General features: G+C 71.0%; 17 protein-coding genes. 15 read left to right on the plus strand and 2 right to left on the minus strand.

Annotated elements, in window-relative coordinates; all coding sequences use genetic code 11:
- Positions 1-109: 109 nt before the first annotated feature.
- Positions 110-1711 (plus strand): helix-turn-helix domain-containing protein, encoded by a 1602-nt coding sequence (locus ACQPZX_RS20350; RefSeq protein WP_433383068.1) that lies wholly within the window; start codon positions 110-112, stop codon positions 1709-1711.
- 161 nt (positions 1712-1872) lie between these two features.
- On the opposite strand, the gene ACQPZX_RS20355 is transcribed toward ACQPZX_RS20350, so the two are convergent.
- On the minus strand, positions 1873-5379 hold the full coding sequence (locus tag ACQPZX_RS20355) for an eCIS core domain-containing protein (protein ID WP_433383070.1): 3507 nt from the start codon (positions 5377-5379) through the stop codon (positions 1873-1875).
- Positions 5380-5664: 285 nt separating this feature from the next.
- Between ACQPZX_RS20355 and ACQPZX_RS20360 the strand changes: the two genes are divergently transcribed.
- Genes ACQPZX_RS20360 through ACQPZX_RS20385 form a run of 6 tightly spaced genes read left to right on the plus strand, consistent with a single transcriptional unit; the run spans position 5665 to position 9062 of the window.
- Positions 5665-5997 carry a hypothetical protein gene (locus tag ACQPZX_RS20360; RefSeq protein ID WP_433383071.1) on the plus strand — a complete coding sequence of 111 codons (333 nt, stop codon included), beginning with the start codon at positions 5665-5667 and terminating at the stop codon, positions 5995-5997.
- A 15-nt stretch (positions 5998-6012) separates the two neighbouring features.
- Complete coding sequence (locus ACQPZX_RS20365; protein WP_433383073.1) at positions 6013-7650, plus strand: phage tail sheath family protein; 1638 nt, start codon at positions 6013-6015, stop codon at positions 7648-7650.
- Between the two features lie 24 nt (positions 7651-7674).
- Positions 7675-8094 carry a phage tail protein gene (locus ACQPZX_RS20370; RefSeq protein ID WP_433383075.1) on the plus strand — a complete coding sequence of 140 codons (420 nt, stop codon included), beginning with the start codon at positions 7675-7677 and terminating at the stop codon, positions 8092-8094.
- On the plus strand, positions 8091-8450 hold the full coding sequence (locus ACQPZX_RS20375) for a hypothetical protein (RefSeq protein WP_433383077.1): 360 nt from the start codon (positions 8091-8093) through the stop codon (positions 8448-8450). The genes ACQPZX_RS20370 and ACQPZX_RS20375 overlap by 4 nt, the downstream gene beginning before the upstream one ends.
- A 53-nt stretch (positions 8451-8503) precedes the next feature.
- Entirely contained in the window at positions 8504-8617 is a 114-nt protein-coding gene (locus ACQPZX_RS20380; RefSeq protein WP_433385356.1) for a hypothetical protein, read from the plus strand.
- A complete protein-coding gene (locus ACQPZX_RS20385; RefSeq protein ID WP_433383079.1) occupies positions 8610-9062 on the plus strand; it encodes a phage tail protein in 453 nt (150 codons plus the stop codon). The genes ACQPZX_RS20380 and ACQPZX_RS20385 overlap by 8 nt, the downstream gene beginning before the upstream one ends.
- Before the next feature lie 1135 nt (positions 9063-10197).
- Here ACQPZX_RS20385 and ACQPZX_RS20390 read toward each other — a convergent pair.
- A complete protein-coding gene (locus ACQPZX_RS20390) occupies positions 10198-10518 on the minus strand; it encodes a hypothetical protein (protein ID WP_433383081.1) in 321 nt (106 codons plus the stop codon).
- Positions 10519-10554: 36 nt separating this feature from the next.
- On the opposite strand from ACQPZX_RS20390, the gene ACQPZX_RS20395 reads away from it, so the two are divergent.
- The 8 genes from ACQPZX_RS20395 to ACQPZX_RS20430 are packed head-to-tail and all read left to right on the plus strand — an operon-like array spanning position 10555 to position 17760.
- Complete coding sequence (locus ACQPZX_RS20395) at positions 10555-11574, plus strand: eCIS core domain-containing protein (protein ID WP_433383083.1); 1020 nt, start codon at positions 10555-10557, stop codon at positions 11572-11574.
- Between the two features lie 31 nt (positions 11575-11605).
- Positions 11606-12283, plus strand: coding sequence for a CIS tube protein (locus tag ACQPZX_RS20400; protein WP_433383085.1), 678 nt, complete (start codon positions 11606-11608; stop codon positions 12281-12283).
- Complete coding sequence (locus ACQPZX_RS20405; protein WP_433383086.1) at positions 12276-13928, plus strand: VgrG-related protein; 1653 nt, start codon at positions 12276-12278, stop codon at positions 13926-13928. Before ACQPZX_RS20400 ends, ACQPZX_RS20405 begins: the two co-directional genes overlap by 8 nt.
- A 13-nt stretch (positions 13929-13941) precedes the next feature.
- On the plus strand, positions 13942-14331 hold the full coding sequence (locus ACQPZX_RS20410; RefSeq protein WP_433383088.1) for a PAAR domain-containing protein: 390 nt from the start codon (positions 13942-13944) through the stop codon (positions 14329-14331).
- Between the two features lies 1 nt (position 14332).
- Positions 14333-14740, plus strand: a complete 408-nt coding sequence (locus tag ACQPZX_RS20415) for a GPW/gp25 family protein (RefSeq protein WP_433383090.1) — start codon at positions 14333-14335, stop codon at positions 14738-14740.
- Complete coding sequence (locus ACQPZX_RS20420) at positions 14737-16695, plus strand: putative baseplate assembly protein (RefSeq protein WP_433383092.1); 1959 nt, start codon at positions 14737-14739, stop codon at positions 16693-16695. The genes ACQPZX_RS20415 and ACQPZX_RS20420 overlap by 4 nt, the downstream gene beginning before the upstream one ends.
- Entirely contained in the window at positions 16692-17252 is a 561-nt protein-coding gene (locus ACQPZX_RS20425; RefSeq protein ID WP_433383094.1) for a phage tail protein, read from the plus strand. Before ACQPZX_RS20420 ends, ACQPZX_RS20425 begins: the two co-directional genes overlap by 4 nt.
- Positions 17239-17760: a hypothetical protein gene (locus ACQPZX_RS20430; RefSeq protein WP_433383096.1), complete on the plus strand. Its 522-nt coding sequence runs from the start codon at positions 17239-17241 to the stop codon at positions 17758-17760. Before ACQPZX_RS20425 ends, ACQPZX_RS20430 begins: the two co-directional genes overlap by 14 nt.
- Positions 17761-17777 lie beyond the last annotated feature (17 nt).

The following is a 17777-nucleotide window of genomic DNA, read 5'->3' on the forward strand; positions in this document are numbered from 1 at the left end:
GGCAATTGGTGGGCAACAATGTGCCGGACGTCTGGGACGGTGGGACGACGCATGCCGTTTGAGCTGCGGAAACGGACTGTCCTGGGACGACTTTCATGGGGGCGGGACGGTGCAGCAGCGACTGATCGGTGAACTTCTGACCGAGCTCAAGGATCGGCACGGTTACAGCTACGCGCAGATCGCCCGGAAGGCGAACCTCAGCAAGTCGGCGGTGCACCGCTACTGCGCCGGTCAGTCGGTGCCGCAGACCTTCGCGCCGATCGAGAGCATCGCGCGGGCCTGCGGGGCCGACCGCCCGACGATCGACAAGCTGTACGCGGCCTGGAGCGGCGGCCCCGGCAAACCGGAACCGGAAACGCCGGGGCAGGAAACGCCGGGGCAGGAAACGGAAGCACCGGCCAAGCGCACCCACAACCGGGCGCTGCTGCTGGCGGCGGCCGCCCTGGTCGCCGCCGTCGCGGCCGTGGTCATCGTCGTGCTGCGGCCGGACGGCCGGCCCGTCCCGAGCGTCGCCGGCACAGCCCAGCAGGTCACCGGTCCGGCGTGGACGCTCACGCCGGCGCCCGTGCCCCGCACCCTGTTCGGCGCCACCCTGAACAGCTCCAGCGGCGACATGCCCGGCTTCGACCTCGGCGCGGTCCGGCTCTGGGACAGCGAGACCCGCTGGTCGCAGGTCGAGCCGCGGCGCCGGGCGTACGACTGGCGCACCCTCGACGGCCTGGTCGCCGGGGCGCGGAAGGCCGGGCTGCCGGCCCTGTACGTCTTCGGCGGCACCCCGTCCTGGGCGGCGCCCGGCGGCGCGCTGTCGGTCTATCCCGAGGGCGCCCGGTCGTCGCCGCCCGACGACCTGGCCGACTGGGACGCCTACGTGCGGGCGGTCGCCGGCCGCTATCGGGGGCGGATCGAGGCGTACGAGTTGTGGGTCCTGGCCAACGACAAGCGGATGTACACCGGCTCGCCGGAGACCATGGTCGCGATGACCCGGCGGGCCTCCGACATCATCCGCGCCGCCGACCCGATGGCGACCGTCGTGTGCCCCGGCATGGGCAACTTGTGGACCGAGGAGGGCCAGCGCGTGCTGACCCGCTTCGCCCAGCTGGGCGGCTATCGGTACTGCGACGTGGCCGGGATCAAGCTGTTCCAGCAGGCCGCCTCCGACCCGCCCGAGACGATGCTCGACCTGCTCGGCCGGGTCGACCAGCTGCTGCACGACGCGGAGGTGCACCCGCGCCTGTGGAATACCGGCACCACGTACACGATCGCCCTCCAGAAGCCGCTGGACGCCACCACCGCCCGCAACTACGCGGTCCGCTTCTTCCTGGTCGGCCTCTACGCCCGCAACTACAACCTGGAGCGCATGTACTTCTACAACTGGGGCGGCACGAAGATCCCCATAGTCCTGCAGGCCGACGGCGGAGAGCCCACGGCCGCCGCCCGCGCGGTCGACACCCTCCAGCACTGGCTGGCGGCCGCCCAGAGCCGTTCCTGCGGCCACGGAAGCGCCGCCGGCCTGCCGGAGAACGCCTGGCAGTGCGAGCTGATCGTCGGTACCCGCCGCGCCGCCGTCCGCTGGACCCAGTCCGGCACCGCCACGATGCCCGTCGACGCCCCGATCGCCGCGGTCCACCACCTGGACGGCCGCGTCGATCGGCCCTCTCCCGGCGCCGAGCTCCCGCTCGCCGAGGACCCGATCTTCGTCGAGTACGCCTAGGGTCTGTCCTGCCGATCACGAGGGGCTGCGGCGTGGCCCAGGCGGCGCCTGACGGCGGCCGCGAAACGGCCGAATCCAACACCGGGATGCGACCGTTTCGCGGCCGACGTCAGCCACCGCCTGGACCTCGCCTCGCTCCCGCGCGATCGGCAGGACAGACCCTAGACGAGCACCGACATCTTCTCGTAGTGGGCGAACGCCTCCTTGCGCTGCTTCTCCTTCTCGGCGTTGGTGAGCGCCACGTCCGCCCACGAGCCCTTCTGCCAGGCGGAGGCGACCGCCGCGACGTCCTCGACCGTGGTGCAGTTCGCGAGGAGCTGTTTGGTCTCCCGGTCGTACCCGAGATAGGCCTTGTCCCACGAGATGACCCGCTCGAACTCGCCGGCCACGCCCGCCAGTGACGCCGCGCAGTGGCTGCACGGGCTCAGATTGATCTGGAGCTCCACCTTGATCAGGCCGTCCGGGCGCTCGGTGCGGAACCAGTCGAGAAACTGCCGCTCGGCGTGGCTGTCGTTGGTCTCGGGCACCGGCGCGCCGGTGTTCCAGCTGGCCAGCTTCACCTTGGTGGCGCCCTCGGGCGGCTTGAGCATCACCAGGCCGCGCCCGCCGCCGCCCATCTTGCCCCGGCCGGGCAGGAGGTTCGACGGGGGCGGCGCGACCAGGGACGTCTTCTGCCGGCCGAACTCGTCGTCGGTCTCGCTGCCGCCGCGGCCCTTCGGCACGTTGTCGTCGTAGAAGTTGCGGTCGGCGGCGAAGCCGGAGGCGGCGTCGACGTCGGCGAAATGCATGGTGACCCGCAGCCGGCAGGAGGCCATCGGCGTCTTCGCGGCCGCCGGCCCGGTCTTCTTGCCGACCTTCACCTTGGGGCTGGCCGCGGCCATCAGGTACGAGTTGCCGGCCTCGTCGTACGGCGTGAACTCCAGCAGGGACAGGCCCTGCGGGGCCAGCTCGGCCCGGATCGCCGCGAGCGCCGCCTCCATCTTGGCCTCGTCGTCCAGGCCGGACAGCGCGGCGGCGGCCTTCTCCCCGGCGATCGCCCGCACGTCGTTCGGATCGGCGGCCTTGTCGGGCGACTCCGGGCCGCCCAGGCCGAGCGCCGACAGCGCCGACTTGCCCAGCTGCACCGCCTTGGCGAACAGCCAGTCCAGGGCCTTGTCGATCAGCTCGCGCAGCTTGCCGATCAGCTCCACCAGCTTTTCCGGCACGTCGCCGAGCCCGACCTGGTTGGCGAGGAACCCGATCGCCACCGGCACCGCCGACGCGAGTCCCCGCTCGACCTTCTGCGCGCCGGCCTGCACGTTGCCGGCGGCGACCGCGGCGAGCGTGGTCACGTAGTCGTTGACGATCAGGAGGATCTCGCGGACGTACTCGATCACCGACTGGACGGCCTTGAAGAACGCGATCGAGCTGTTGACCACGGCCATGATGCCGGTCGGGTCGAGCATCGAGATCAGCTTGACGGTGGCCTTCTCGACGATCTCGCCGACGATCCAGTCCTTCACCATCCCGAGCAGCATGTCCCACAGGTTGCCGAGCTGGCTCTCGACGTGCTTCCAGATCGCGCCGACGCCGTTCTCCTGCACATCCTTGATGAAGTCGAAGGCGCCCTCGGCCATCGCCACGCCCTTGCGCAGCTTGTCGGCGACGTCCTGGCCGACGTGGTCGCCGAGCTTCTTCCACAGCTTGTCGGCGGTGACGCCGAGGACCTGCAGCACGAGCGTGAGGATCGAGCCGAACGACAGGTCGGCCGGCTTCTGGATGCCGAGCGCGCCGAGCCCCCGGAAGATCCAGTCGGCGAGCCCGGAGAGGAGGTAGCCGACCGCCCGGTCGACGAAGCCGAGAAAGCCCTGCTTGAGGGCCTCCAGCATGTTGACGAGGAAGGCGACCGGGTCGCGCTTGATGTCCTCGATCGCGGCCATCGCCTTGTCGATGATGCCGCCGAGCAGGTCGGGCGGGAAGTTCATCAGCCGCAGGATCAGCGTGACGACGACCTTGAGCACCTCGCCCGCGAACTCGACGATCCGCCCCAGCGGCTCGCCGAACTTGTCCAGGATCCGGACGAAGGCGCCGAGCGGGTTGATCAGATCTTCGAGCGACAGCGAGTCCCAGATCGCCCGGAAGGTGCCGGTGATCATGTCGAGGCTGATCCCGAGACGGCTCATGGCCCCCTCGATCTGGGCGGCGGCGTCGGCTATGACGCCGGCTTCCGCCAATTTCTGGTACGTCGCCTCGCCGCCGGGAAGCAGCGCGATGAACCCGCCGATCAGGTTCTCCGCGGTGCGCGGGACCGCCTTGCCGGTGATCGGATCCTGCCCGAGGATCACGGTCAGCAGCCGGAACCCGCGTAACTTGGCGCCCTCGCGGCTGAGCCACTCCAGCAGCGCGTCCTTGATCAGCTTCACGACCTCGGTCAGCACCTCGGACGCGAAGGCCCCGATCCGAGTGATCAGCCCCTTCGCCCGTGCCGCCAGCGCCGACAGGTTGTCGGCCAGGTTCGCGATGTTCGCCGGCTGGATCGCCTCCCACCCGGCCTGGAAGAGCGCCGACAGCTCGCCGAGGATCCCGAGGAACTGCGCGATCCGCGCGTCCAGCCAGTCGGCGGTCTTCTGCAGGGTCCCGCGCTCCCGCATCTGCGCGAGCGCCTCCTGCTTGCCGATCAGCGTCAGGAAGTCGCTCAGGATCTCCACCGTGGTCGCCTCGACCGGCGTCCCGCGCAGTGGATCCTGGTGCAGCACCTTCTTGGCCAGCTCCCACACCGGCGTACCGACCAGGTGCTTCTCCGCCAGTCCGACCGCCGCGTCCCGGATCAGCTGCACGATCGCGTCGTAGATGCCCTTCACGAAGGCCAGGGCGTCCGCATACAGCCCGCTCACGTGCCGCCGCACGATGGTGATGGCGCCGTCGGGGTCGGTCAGGTCGATCTCTTTCCAGGCCTGGTCGACCTCGCCCTGGATGCGCTGCAGCGTCAGGTTGTGCTGGCGCAGCCCGTCGTCGATCATCCGGAACGCGCCCTGCACGATGCCCAGCTCGATCAGCTTGCCGGCGACCACGTTCCCGAACGGCACCAGCCCCAGCACGCCCCGCGTCAGGTTTTCCGGGCTGCGATCCACGTTCCGGTTGGCGATCGGGTCGTAGCCGGCGACTACCGTCAGCATGTCGTAACCCGGCACCGTCCGGACGAGATCGGCGATCGCCCCGGACAGGAAACCACCGGAGTCGCGATAGATCCCGACCTTCGTCTGCTGCACGACGTGGGTAGCCTCGTGCGCCATCAGCGTCAGGTCGGCCGCCGACTCGCCCGCGCCGAGGAAGATGTGCTCGCCGGCCGTGAACGCCCGCGCATGCAGCTGCGCGGCCGCCAGTTGCGCCCGCGGGTCGTCGTGCACCTGCACGTTGCGCATCGGCACACCGAGATAGGCCTCGATCCGGGCGCGCACATCATCGGGGATCGGCTTGCCCGGGCCGGGCGACGCGATCGTCCGTTCCAGGCCGGGTGGCAACTCCGGCGGCTCACCCGCGTCCGCCGACGGCGTGACCAGGCGCGAGATCGAGGGCGCGGGCCCGAGCGACTCGTCGAGGATCCCTTCGGCGACGGCGTCCGCCTGCCGCTCGTACGCGTCATGGGGTTTGCTGACGGAAAGCTTGGGCTGAGTGAAAAGCCTTGCCACCGCTTGGTTTCCGGCCGTAAGGCCAGGACTATCCGCCGGTATGCGGGCCACATGGTCGGCGACGGCAGGACGTGACGGTTGTTCTTCGTGAACCGGCCCATGCCTGTCGGAAAGCTTCACCGGCCCACCTCCGGACTCAGCATCCTGGGCTTGCTTGCGACGCGGCAAGGGGCGAACACGATCGGTGCACCTAAGGCTGCACCGCCGCACCTTATGGCTCCCCGCGTACGCGAGGCAGGCTCACTCATGGCGGCGATTCAGCGGCTTTCCAGCGGGGGTGAGGCGATGACGCGGGTCCTCATGGGGGACTTCGAGGCCCTGCACCGCCTCGGCCTCGAGCAGATCCTGCGGGTGGACGGCATCGAGCTCGTCGACACCGCGGGCGTCGACGTGCTCGACCGGCTGTGCCAGGCCCTGCCCGACGTGATCGTGCTCGACCTCGACAAGCGATCGACCGGTGATCTGGTCCACGTGATAGTGCACCGGTTCCCGCGAGTCAAGGTCGTTGCCTGCTCGTCGCAGCATCCGATGATGCGCATATTTCCGCCACTCCATTACGGGGAGTTCTACGAATCCGACCTAGACCCCGCGCTGCTGACCAGCGCGGTCCAGGCCTGACAGGGGGAAGACTTCATGGCCGCGTCCTACGGAGCACCGGGCGTCTACATCGAGGAGCAACCCAGCGGCTCCATGCCCATCGAGGGGGTGGGCACCGCGGTCGCCGCGTTCGTCGGCTTCACCGAGCGCTACGACGCCGGGCAGGGCGACCCGACCGACCCCACCGGCGTCAAACCGCAGCTGGTCACCAGCTGGCCGCAGTTCGAGCGGATCTACGGCGGCTTCGTGCGCGGGGCGGTGCTGCCGCTCGCCGTGCGCGGCTTCTTCGAGAACGGCGGCGGCAAGGCGTACATCTGCCGCATCCCCACCACCGAGGGCGACGACGCGACCGGCGGCCGGCCGTCGCTGACGCTGCCCACGGCCGACAAGCCCGACACCCCGAGCCTCCAGCTGTCCGCGGTCGAGCCGGGCCGCAACCTCGAGGTCGAGGTCGTCCCGCCGCCTCCGCCGCCGCAGGAGGGCGAGGGTGGCGAGGGTGGCTCGTCGAGCAACGGCGCCGGCGAGTACACGCTGCGCGTCTACGAGGGCGGCGCGCTGCGCGAGGAGCTGAGCGGCCTGCAGTTCCAGGGCCGCAGCACCCGTACGGTGGAGAAGACCGTCAACGACCGGTCCAAGTTCGTCCGCATCGAGGTGCAGCCGCTGCAGGGCGCCTCGCTCGCCGAGCGCACCCCGGCCCCGGGCCGCTACTCGCTCGAGTCGCCGCCGGTCTCGGCGAAATCGGTGACCCCGGCCGACCTGGTCGGCAGCGAGTCCGACCGCACGGGCTACCAAGGCCTCGCGATCGCGGAGAACGTCACCATGGTCGCCATCCCCGACCTGGTCACGGTCGCCACCCGCGACGACGGCTCGGTCGACGAGGAGATGTTCCTCGCCGCCCAGCAGCAGCTGGTCGACTTCTGCGAGGCCAGCCACAACAAAATGGCCATCCTCGACACCCCGCCCGGGCTCAACGCGACCCGCGCCCTCGAGTGGCGGGCCCGGCTGGCCCGCGACTCCGCGTTCGCCGCGCTGTACTACCCGAACGTGGTGGTCAACAACCCGCTCGCACGCCCCGGCGCCACCAACGGCGAGCTCTACCTGACCGTGCCGACCTCGGGCCACGTGGCCGGCGTGTGGGCCCGCACCGACGCGGCTCGCGGAGTCTGGAAGGCGCCGGCCAACGAGGCGCTGCGCGGCATCGTCCGCCTGGAGAACAACGTGACCAGCGGCGAGCAGGACCTGCTGAACCCCGACGGGGTCAACTGCATCCGCTCGTTCGGCAGCTACGGCACCAAGATCTGGGGCGCGCGCACGCTCGCCAAGACCGACCCGAGCTGGCGCTACATCAACGTCCGGCGGCTGTTCAACTTCGTCGAGGAGTCGATCCAGCGCGGCACCCAGTGGGCGGTGTTCGAGCCCAACGACTTCGATCTGTGGCAGCGGGTCAAGCGGAACATCACCTCGTTCCTGCGCGGCCTCTGGATGCAGGGCGCGCTCGTCGGCGCCACTCCCGAGCAGGCGTTCTACGTGCTGTGCGACGAGAGCAACAACCCGGCGTTCTCGGTGGACGAGGGCAAGCTCATCGTCGAGATCGGCATCGCGCCGGTGAAGCCGGCCGAGTTCGTGATTTTCCGGATCAGTCAGTGGCAGGGCGGCGGAGCCGCAAGCGAGTGATAGGGGTCCTTCGTGCCTGAATTGATGGCAACGTTCAACTTCGTCCTGGAGATCGGCGGAGTGGAGATGGCGAGCTTCCGCAAGTGCTCGGGCGTCGAGTCGGAGACCGAGACGATCGAGTACAAGGAGGCCACCAAGGACGGAAAGATGCGGATCATCAAGATGCCCGGGGCGATGAAGTGGAGCGACATCACCCTCGAGCGCCGCATCGACGAGTCCAAGGCGCTGTGGGAATGGCGCAAGCAGGTCGAGGACGGTGACATCGACCAGGCCCGCCGGGACGGCTCGATCGTCATCAAGGACTCGATGAAGGCCGAGGTCGCCCGCTGGAACTTCGAGCGCGGCTGGGTGTCCAAGTGGACCGGCGCCGAGCTCGACGCGGGCGCCAACGAGGTCGCCACGGAGAAGGTCGTCATCACCCACGAAGGAATCCACCGGGCATGAGCGGGCTTCAGACCGAGTTCCCCTTCACCCTGCCCAAGGGGTACGTCGACGACGACGGCACCTTGCACAAGACGGGCATCATGAGGCTGGCGTGCGCGCGGGACGAGATCGAGCCGCTGCGCGACGGCCGGGTGAAGGAGAACGAGGCGTACGCGACGGTGATCGTCCTCGCCCGGGTGGTGATCCAGCTGGGCACCGTCCAGCGGGTCACCACCAAGACGATCGAGTCGCTGTTCGTCTCCGACTTCTCGTACCTGCAGGACCTGTACCGCATCATCAACTTCCAGGACCCGAGCATCCTCGACACGCTGGAGCCCGGCACCCCTTTCCCGCAGGCGTCGGTGGAGGTGGGCTAGGGCACTACGCGCACGACGAGATCTGGCAGGAGATCGCCTTCCTGGCGTACCACCTGCACTGGGATTTCGACCGGCTGCTCGACCTGGAGCACGGCGACCGGATCCGCCTCCTGCGGGAGGTGGGCGGCCTCAACGAACGCGCATGGCAAGGAGTGACGGGTGGCTGACACGATCGATCCGCCCTTCGTCGGCAAGTTCATCTTCAAGATCGGCGAGCTGCAGATCGGCGCCTTCACCGAGGTGACCGGTCTCGCCGTGTCGGTCGACGTGGAGGAGCTGCCGGAGGGCGGTCAGAACGCGTACACGCACAAGCTGCTCGGCCGCATGCGCTGGCCGAACATCGTGCTCAAGCGCGGCCTGACCGACTCGGACGCGCTGTTCACCTGGCTGATGAAGTTCTCCGGCAACGGCTTCAGCAAGGCGGAGAACAAGGTCACTCCGGAGACCGGCTCGATCAGCGTGCTGACCGCGGCCGGCAAGCCGTTCCGCACGTGGTCGCTCACGGACGTCAAACCGATCAAGTGGACCGGTCCGCGCCTGGCGGCGTCGTCGCGCGACCTGGCGATCGAGGAGCTGGAGGTGTGCCACAGTGGCTTCACGGTCGCGACCTGACCGCCGCCCGCTCCTGCGGGCCGCCCGCTTCGTCGCCCGCCTCCTGCCCCGGTCCCTGCGACCGGGGCTGACCGGTTCATCCCGTCCGGGCAGTGGCCCGGCGGTCGGCGCCACCTTCCGTCCGGGGAGTGGCCCGGCGGTCGGCGCCGGCGTGACCGGGAGCCTGCCCGTCCGCGCGCCGTGGTCCCTCATGCGTTGGTATCACTCGCTGGTCTCGAGCCCCCCGGCCGACTCGGCCGCTGCGCACGGCTCGGCCGGCCAGGCCCGTCAAGCATCCGACCGTCATGCCCCCGGCCGTCTCCTCAGCGGGCGGCCGTCGATGGTCGGGCCGCCCACTCGTTCCCTGGGCTCGCCCGCAAGCCCGCTGCGGGTGGCCCGGGCGCCGCTGGCCACGCGTGGCGCCCTGGTCGGCGCCCCGCCCGACGGCCCGGCGGTGAGCCCCGGCCACGACCTGGCCATGGGGCCGGGATTCCGGGCGCTTTCCACGACAGCCGGCGACCAGGCGCCCGGCGACCTGACCCCGGGCGCGCGGCGAGGGATCGCCGGCGGCGCGGCAGCGGGCGCCGGGGCCGGCTCGGGCGGCGGGACGCGCTTGGGCGGCGGAGCGGGCTCGGGCAGCGGGATGCGCTCGGGCGGCGGTGGCACGCCGGCCGCGGGCGGTGCGACGCGCTCGGCAGTCGGCGGCGCTTCGGCCGCGATGCGCTCGGTCGCCGGTGGGACGCCGGCCGCGGGTGGCGCAGAGCAGCCGGTCGCCGGTGGCACGTTGGCTCGGGGCGGTATGTCGGCGACTCCGCCGGTCGCGGGTGGGCGAGGCCGGGCCGGAGCACACGATCTCGACGGTCATGAGGCCGAGGACAGAAGTGCCCCGGGCGGCGCCCGGATGCCGATCGCCTTCGACGACGGGACAGGCATCGTGTCGCGTGCCGCCGTGGAGGGGCCGACCGTCCACGGCGACGCCCTGCCCGGCATGGTGGGGTTCGGCCCGGGCGGGTACGGCTTGGCATCCCTCTCGAACAGCCTCCTCTCCGACCGTTCCCGTGCGGCGAACCCTGCGGCGTTCGGTCCCGCCTTGCATGCGTCGGCTTCGAGTTCCGTGTCGGCGTCGGGTTCGCCGTCCGTCGCGCGAGGCCAGGGCTCAGCCGCCGGTTCCTCTGCCGGAAGTTTCGCGCCGGGGCGAGTCGGCGCTTCCGGCGCCGGGAGCCATGGCCACACCTCCGGCGATCCGCACGGTCTCACCACCCGGCAGGGCGATGCGCAAGGGCTTGCCGCCCGGCAGGGCGATGCGCGGGGGCTCGCCGCCCTGCATGGCGATCGGCGTGGGCTTGGCGCCGGGCGAGGCGATGGGCGTGGGCTTGGCGCCGGGCGAGGCGATAGGCGTGGGCTTGGCGCCGGGCGGGGCGATGGGCGTGGGCTTGGCGCCGGGCGGGGCGATGCGCACGGGCTTGGCGCCGGGCACGGGGAGCCGCTGGCCGGGCAGCCGGTCGCCGGGCCGGTGGTCAGCGATCCGGACGGCGCGTCTGGGCTTCGCGTTCTCGGCGCGGCGTCGCTGCCGCCCGGTAACGTCCCGGATCCGACCGGCGCCGTCACGGCCGGCTCGGCGGTGGGGCATCCCATCGGACCGGCCGGGGACTCGTCGGCGTCCGTGATGGGCCGCACGCCGCGGGAGCGCTGGGAGAGTGCCGTCGCGGCGCGGCCGTTGGAGGCGCCTCAGGCGCTGCCTACCGCGTTCCACGCGATGGCGTCGGCGATCACCGGGCGGGCGCGGCCGCCGTTGTTCACCACCGGGCCCAACACACGTCATGCGCTTGCCGCGGCAGGGGCGCTGGGCGCCACCACCGGGACCACCGTGCACCTGCCGGCCGTGCCGACTTCGGGGCCGGCGGTGTCGGAGGTTCTCGCGCACGAGCTGACGCACACCAGGAGCCCGGTGCGGCGGCCGCGGTTCCTGCTCGGCGGCATGTCGGGTCTGCTCGACGACGACGAGCGCCAGGCCCTCGCGGCCGGCCGGGAGGCTCTCGGGCAGGGGGCTTCGGGGCTGGCGTCGTCGGCGATGAGTCAGGCTTCGACGGCCGGCGCGGGCATCGTCGACTCGCTGCCGGTGGGCGGTGGGCTCGGGGCGGTGAACGAGGTGGCCACCCGGGCCGCGCGCGCGGCCGTCATCGAGGCGGCCGGCAGTCCGATGGGGAGCGCCTTCTCCGGCATGGCGGGCTCGGCGCAGGACGCGTTCTCGGGGTTGCAGGGCATGGCCGGCAACGCGATGTCCGGCCTGCAGAGTGCCGCGGGCGATGCCGTGTCGGGGTTGCAGGGCGCGGCCGGCGACGCCATCGAGGGCGCCGCGTCGGCCGTGAGCGACGCGGCCGGCGGCGTGAGCAACGTCGTCGGCGGCCTGACCGGCGGGGGAGCGGCCGGCGCGGGCAAGCCGCTCGACCCGGATCAGGTCGTCGAGATCGTCGAGCGCCGCCTGCTGCGCGAGATCGAACGCCGCGGCGGCCGATGGGCGGGGATCTTCTGATGGCCACCGAGCGAGCGAGGCGGGGATTCTGATGGCACAGCCGACGGCGCCGGCCAAGGCGGAGCTGCGGACCGAGAACAACGAAGTCATTCCGCTGCTGTTCAATCCGGCCGAGCTGACCATCACCAAGTCGGCCTCGTGGAACGCGGCCGAGAGCAAGGGCAACAACGCGCCGCTGCTCAAGTTCTCGGCCGGCCAGCCGGGCACGCTCGCGTTGAGCATCACCCTCGACACGACCGACAAGGGCACCAGCGTCACCGAGCACACCGACAAGCTGCTCAAGCTGGTGTCGGTCGACCCGAAGCTGCCGGGGTCGGACAAGAGCCGCAACAAGGCGCGGCCGCCGTGGGTGACGTTCCACTGGGGACCGCTGCATTCGTTCAAGGCCGTCGTGGAGCGGCTCACGCTGAAGTTCACCTACTTCGCCGCCAACGGGATGCCGCTGCGGGCCAAGGCCGACCTGTCGCTCAAGCAGTACGAGGACGAGGCGATCAAGCCGCTGCAGAACCCGACTTCGCACACGCCGTCGTTGCAGACGGTGCACCGGCTCAACCACGGCGAGACGCTCGACCGGCTGGCGGCGCGGCACTACGCCGACTCGACCCGGTGGCGGCTGATCGCCGAGGCCAACAACGTGGTCGACCCGCTCGCGCTGCGGCCGGGCACGCTGCTCATCATTCCCGAGCTGCCGGTGAGACGCCGTGGCTGAAGAGAAGAGGCGCCTCGACGGCGTCGTGCTCACGTTCGACGGCAAGCCGCTCGCGCCGGAGACGTACCCTCAGGTCGCCCTCGTGCGGGTGGAGGAGTCCGTGTTGTTGCCGGACTACTTCGCGATCCACTTCGACGACGCGCATTTCGAGCTGTTCGACAAGGGGCAGTTCACCATCGGCACCCGGGTCGAGATCGCGTTCCGGGCCGAGGGCGACCCCGTGGTGGTGACCTCGGGCGAGGTGACCGCGATCAGCGTCGAGCCGGGCGCCTCGGGCCGGCACGAGCTGATCCTCACCGGCTTCGACCTGACCCACCGGCTGGCCCGGGTCGCGAAGTCGCGCAGCTTCCAGCGGGTCACCGACGCCGACATCGCCGCCCGCATCGCCGGCGAGTACGGCCTGGACGCCGAGGTCGACGCGACCGGCGCCACCCACGACTATGTGCTGCAGGCCGGCGAGACCGATTACGCGTTCCTGCGCCGGCGGGCCGCCCGGATCGGCTTCGACGTGTGGGTCAGCGAGAAGAAGTTCTACTTCAAGAAGGCGCCCCGCTCGACCGCCACCCCGCCGAAGCTGGTCTACGGCAAGAACCTCTCGCGCTTCAGCACCCGCTTCTCGGCCGCCGAGCGCAGCGACGAGGTCGAGATCCGCGGCTGGGACAACCTCGGCAAGGAGGCGATCACCGGCCGCTCGGAGACCCTCGACCCGGGCACCGACGCGCCGGCGGCGCAGGAGCTGACCGACGCGGCGAAGCGGGCGTTCGGCCGGGTGAAGCGCAACGCCGGCCAGTTCCCGGTGACCGACCAGGCCGAGGCCGACGCGCTCGCCGGATCGCTGCTGCTGCGCGCCTCCGGCGAGGAGGTGGTGCTGCGCGGCGAGGCGACCGGCGACCCGCTGATCGGGGCCGGCGCCAAGGTGAGCATCGAGGGCATCGGCTCCCGGATGACCGGCAAGTACCGGGTGACCGGCGTCGAGCACTCGTACGGCGCGACCCGCCCGTACCTGACCCGGTTCGTGTGCGGCGGCAAGGAGCCGGCCGGCCTGGCCGATCTCACCGGGGGCACCGCCACCGCGACCGAGAAGCGCGGCTGGTCCGGTCTCGTCGTCGGGGTCGTCACCAACAACGACGATCCGGAGAAGCTGGGCCGCGTACGCGTGAAGTTCCCGACCCTGTCGCAGGACGACGAGAGCGCCTGGTCGCGGGTCGCCACCCCGGGCGGCGGCAAGCAGCGGGGCCTGCAGTGGATCCCGGAGGTCGACGACGAGGTCCTGGTCGGTTTCGAGCTCGACGACACGACCCGCCCGGTGGTCCTGGGCGGCCTGTGGAACCGCAAGGACACGCCGCCCGACCCGGGCGCGATCGCCGGGGGTGTGGTGAAGCAGCGGATGCTGGTGTCCCGCAAGGACTCCCGGCTGATCTTCGACGACGACAAGCCGCAGATCGAGCTGCTCCTCGGTGGCACGCCCTGCGCCATAAAACTGGAAAAATCCGAATCGTCCGTCACGGGCGACCAGAAGCTCGTGATCACGGCCACGAACATCGAGATCAAGGCGACGTCCAAGCTGTCACTCAACGGCGCCCAGATCGAGATCACCGCCTCCGGCCCGCTGACCACGTCCGGCAAGCCGATCAAGCTCAATTAGGAGGGGAGGGGCCATGCCGCAACCGGCCGCACGCCAGAACGACCCGGTCACCGGGACCGACATCCACATTCTCATGGTCCCGTCGCCCGGCGGCCCGGTGCCCACGCCCACTCCGCTGCCCTACGCCGGCCAGTTGGCGCTGCAGCTCTCCACCGACGTGATGATCAACGGCCGGGCGGCGGCGACCCAGGGCAGCAAGTCCACCCAGACCCCGCACATCCCGCCGTTCCCGTTCCAGCGCCCGCCCACCAACCAGGGCATGGTGATCATCGGTTCGCCGACCGTGCTGGTCAACGGCAAGCCCCTGGCCCGCATGGGCGACCAGGTGGCGACCTGCAACGACCCCGTCGACGCCCCGACCAGCGTGATCAGCGCCGGCTCACCCGACGTACTGGTGGCGTGACATGGCCGGCGACGACTTCATCGGCAACGGCTGGGCGTTCCCGGCCGCGATCAACCGCAACGGCAGCGTCCGGCTCGTCACCGGCACCGAGGAGGTGGACGCGGCCATCCGCATGATCCTCTCGACCGTGCCGGGGGAGCGGGTCATGCGTCCCGACTTCGGCTGCGCCATGTGGCAGATGCTCTTCGCGCCCCTGACCTCGGGCACTCTCGGCCTGATCGAGCAGTACGTCCGGGAGTCCATCGAGCGCTGGGAGCCCCGGGTCGAGCTCGAGGACGTCCACGCCGTGGGGGAGCAGGAGACGGGAACGGTGCACATCACCGTCGCCTACCGCGTGAAGTCCACGAACGACGTACGAAATCTGGTTTTTCCGTTCTATACGATTCCCACCGAGGAGCCGGCGCCATGAGTCTCCCCGCCCCCGATCTGGACGACCGGCGGTTCCAGGACATCGTCGACGAGGCGAAACGGCGGATCAACCGGCTCTGCCCGGACTGGACCGACCACAACGTCTCCGACCCCGGCGTCGCGCTGATCGAGCTGTTCGCCTGGATGACCGAGATGACGCTGTACCGGCTCAATCAGGTGCCCGACCGTCTCTACATCAAGTTCCTCGAGCTGGTCGGCGTCGAGCTGTTCTCGGCCGTGCCGGCCCGCGCCGACCTGCTGTTCCGGCTGACCGCGCCGCGCGACGAGGTGGTGCGCGTCCCGGCCGGCACCCAGGTCAGCACCGAGCGCCGCGACGACGAGGCCCCGATCGTCTTCCTCACCGACGGCGAGATGCAGGTGACCCCGCCCAAGCTGGTCGCCTGCCTCACGCACACTGGCGAGCGCTACGCCGACCACTACGAGGAGCTGCGCCGCGAGGCCGCCACCGTGCAGCTGTTCCCGACGTTGCGTCCCGACGAGGCGGTCTACTTCGGACTGCAGGAGTCGGCCGCCGGTAACCTGCTGCGCCTCGACGTCACGACCGGCCCCGAAGGCGCCGGCGTAGACCCGCGCCGGCCGCCCCGCGTCTGGGAGGCGTGGGACGGGCAAACCTGGAAGGACGTGCGGATCCTCGACGACACCAGCGCCGGCTTCAACAGCACCGGCGAGGTGACGCTGCTGCTGCCGATGCGGCACGAGGCCCTCGCGATCGGCTCCCGCCGGGCGTTCTGGCTGCGCTGCCGGCTGATCGAGGCGGCCGAGGGCCAGCCCGAGTACACGAACCCGCCGATCCTCGAGCAACTCTCCGCGGTCGCGCTCGGCGGCGCCGTCTCCGCGCACCACGCCGAGCCCGCCCCCGCCGAGCTGCTCGGCACCAGCAACGGCCGCCCGGGCCAGGTGTTCCAGGTGCGCCGCATCCCGGTGCTGCCGCGCCGCTTCGACGAGACCGTCCGGATCGTGCTGCCCCGCCACGAGCGCACCGGCGAGCCCGAGGAGCAGGAGTGGACCGAGGTCGCCGACCTGGCCGACGCCGAGGAGGACGACCAGGTCTTCACCTGGTCGGGCGCCACCGGCGAGATCCGCTTCGGGCCGCGGGTGCTCGACCGCGAGGGCCGGGTCTGGCAGCACGGCGCGATCCCGCCGATCGACTCGCAGATCTATGTGACCGGCTATCGCTTCGGCGGCGGCAGGCGCGGCAACGTTCCCGGCGACCGGCTCACGATCCTGCACACGTCGATCCCGTTCGTGGCCGCGGTGACCAACCTCGACCCATCGACCGGCGGCGTCGACGCCGAGACGGTCGAGAACGCGAAGGTGCGCGGCCCGATGCTGCTGCGCGGCGGCCGGCGCGCGGTGACGGCCGAGGACGTCGAGCGCCTCACGCTGGACGCCGCGCCGAGCGTCGCGCGCGCCCGCTGCCTGCCGCCGAGCAACCCGTCCGAGCCGGCCCGCCTGCTGGTCGTGCCCCGCGTCGATGTCGCGCCGGAAAATCTCGTACTCGATGATCTTGCTCTTGCCGACGAGCTGGAGGAGCAGATCAAGGCCTATCTCGAGCCCCGGCGCCTGCTGACGATGCGCTTGCGTATCGACACGCCGCGATACCAGGGGGTCAAGGTGGTCGCGGAGGTGCGGGCGGCGCCAGGCGTACGCACCGAGACCGTACGCGAGCGGGCCGAGCGCGCCCTCTACGAGTACCTCAATCCGCTCACCGGCGGACCCAGCGGCCAGGGCTGGCCGTTCGACACCGACCTGCGGCTCGGCGACGTCTACGGCGTGCTGCACGGCTCCTTCGGCGTGCAGGGTGTCGAGGCCGTGCACTTCTTCTCCGCCGACCTGCGGCGCAAGCGCACCCTCGACCAGGTCGAGCAGCGGTTGCGCCTGCTGCCCGAGTCGCTCTTCATGTCCTACGAGCACCGGGTGGTGGTCCAGCAATGACCGCGCGGGCCGGCTGGCTGGGTGAGCAGTTGCCCCGGGTGATGGGCAACGACCCGGTTCTGCGCGACTTCGTCGCGGCTTTCGAGCAAGTGCATGACACCGTACGGGAACGCATAGACGCCATCGAGTATCAGGTCGACACCGGCCTCGCCAGCCCGGAGATGCTGGCCTTCCTCGGCTCCTGGCTCGGGGTGATGCTGGAGCCGACCGACCCGGCCGACTACCGCCGGTCGCTGGTCCGCGAGGTCGGCAAGCTGCTCGGCTGGCGCGGCACCCGGTTCGGCGTCGAGGCCCTGCTGCAGGCCGCCACCGGCGCCCGGGTCACGGTGGTCGACGCGGGCGGCGTCTACGGCAGCGACGACCAGGTGCCGCCGCCCGACTCGGTGGTGGTGGTCCAGATGGACCACACCGGGCACCTCACCGAGAAGCAGGTGCTGGCCTTCCTGCAGAGCGAGCTCCCGCTCGGCGCCAAGGTCCAGCTGGACGTCCGCTTCCAGCCGCAGCCGGCCCGCGGCCGGGCCCGCCCACCGGAGCCTTCGGGAGATGACAATGCCTGAGACGTACGGCTCGGTCCGCCAGCTGCCCTGCCCGGACTGCGGCAACCCGGTCCACCCCGACCGGGAGCAGCTCTGCCCGAACTGCGGCTACCCGCTGATGTTCCTGCGCAAGGGCGGCGGCGCCGACGACGCCCAGGCCCAGGCGGTCCCGCGCAGCCCTCGCGGGGGCGACGACGCCACCAACCTGCGCGTGATGCCGCAGCCGGTCCCGCAGCCGCGCACCGACACCCGCCAGTTCCAGCCGGGCAGCTACGGCGTCCCGCGCGGCCAGCTCCAGTGCCGCAACTGCGGCTATCCCAACGAGGCGGCCCGGATCCGCTGCGAGCGCTGCGGTTTCGAGTTGAAACCGGCCCGGCCGCACGCCCGGCAGCTGGGCCCGGTGGCCTACCAGCAGGCGCCGGCGAAACGCGGCTTCAGTTGGGGCTGGCTCATCATCGTGCTGATCGTCCTCGCGGTACTCTCCCTGCTGGCCCTCGTCGCCGCCCTGGTGTGGGTCTACATCCTCTGATCTCCCGAAGGGGCTTT

The sequence above is a fragment of the Actinoplanes sp. CA-142083 genome (assembly GCF_050942195.1).
Lineage (GTDB): Bacteria > Actinomycetota > Actinomycetes > Mycobacteriales > Micromonosporaceae > Actinoplanes.

Bases quoted from the DNA above. Each gene is read 5' to 3' on its own strand.
- ACQPZX_RS20360 (WP_433383071.1), top strand. From the start codon at position 5,665: ATGACGCGGGTCCTCATGGGGGACTTCGAGGCCCTGCACCGCCTCGGC.
- ACQPZX_RS20365 (WP_433383073.1), top strand. From the start codon at position 6,013: ATGGCCGCGTCCTACGGAGCACCGGGCGTCTACATCGAGGAGCAACCC.
- ACQPZX_RS20370 (WP_433383075.1), top strand. From the start codon at position 7,675: ATGGCAACGTTCAACTTCGTCCTGGAGATCGGCGGAGTGGAGATGGCG.
- ACQPZX_RS20375 (WP_433383077.1), top strand. From the start codon at position 8,091: ATGAGCGGGCTTCAGACCGAGTTCCCCTTCACCCTGCCCAAGGGGTAC.
- ACQPZX_RS20400 (WP_433383085.1), top strand. From the start codon at position 11,606: ATGGCACAGCCGACGGCGCCGGCCAAGGCGGAGCTGCGGACCGAGAAC.
- ACQPZX_RS20410 (WP_433383088.1), top strand. From the start codon at position 13,942: ATGCCGCAACCGGCCGCACGCCAGAACGACCCGGTCACCGGGACCGAC.
- ACQPZX_RS20415 (WP_433383090.1), top strand. From the start codon at position 14,333: ATGGCCGGCGACGACTTCATCGGCAACGGCTGGGCGTTCCCGGCCGCG.
- ACQPZX_RS20420 (WP_433383092.1), top strand. From the start codon at position 14,737: ATGAGTCTCCCCGCCCCCGATCTGGACGACCGGCGGTTCCAGGACATC.
- ACQPZX_RS20425 (WP_433383094.1), top strand. From the start codon at position 16,692: ATGACCGCGCGGGCCGGCTGGCTGGGTGAGCAGTTGCCCCGGGTGATG.
- ACQPZX_RS20430 (WP_433383096.1), top strand. From the start codon at position 17,239: ATGACAATGCCTGAGACGTACGGCTCGGTCCGCCAGCTGCCCTGCCCG.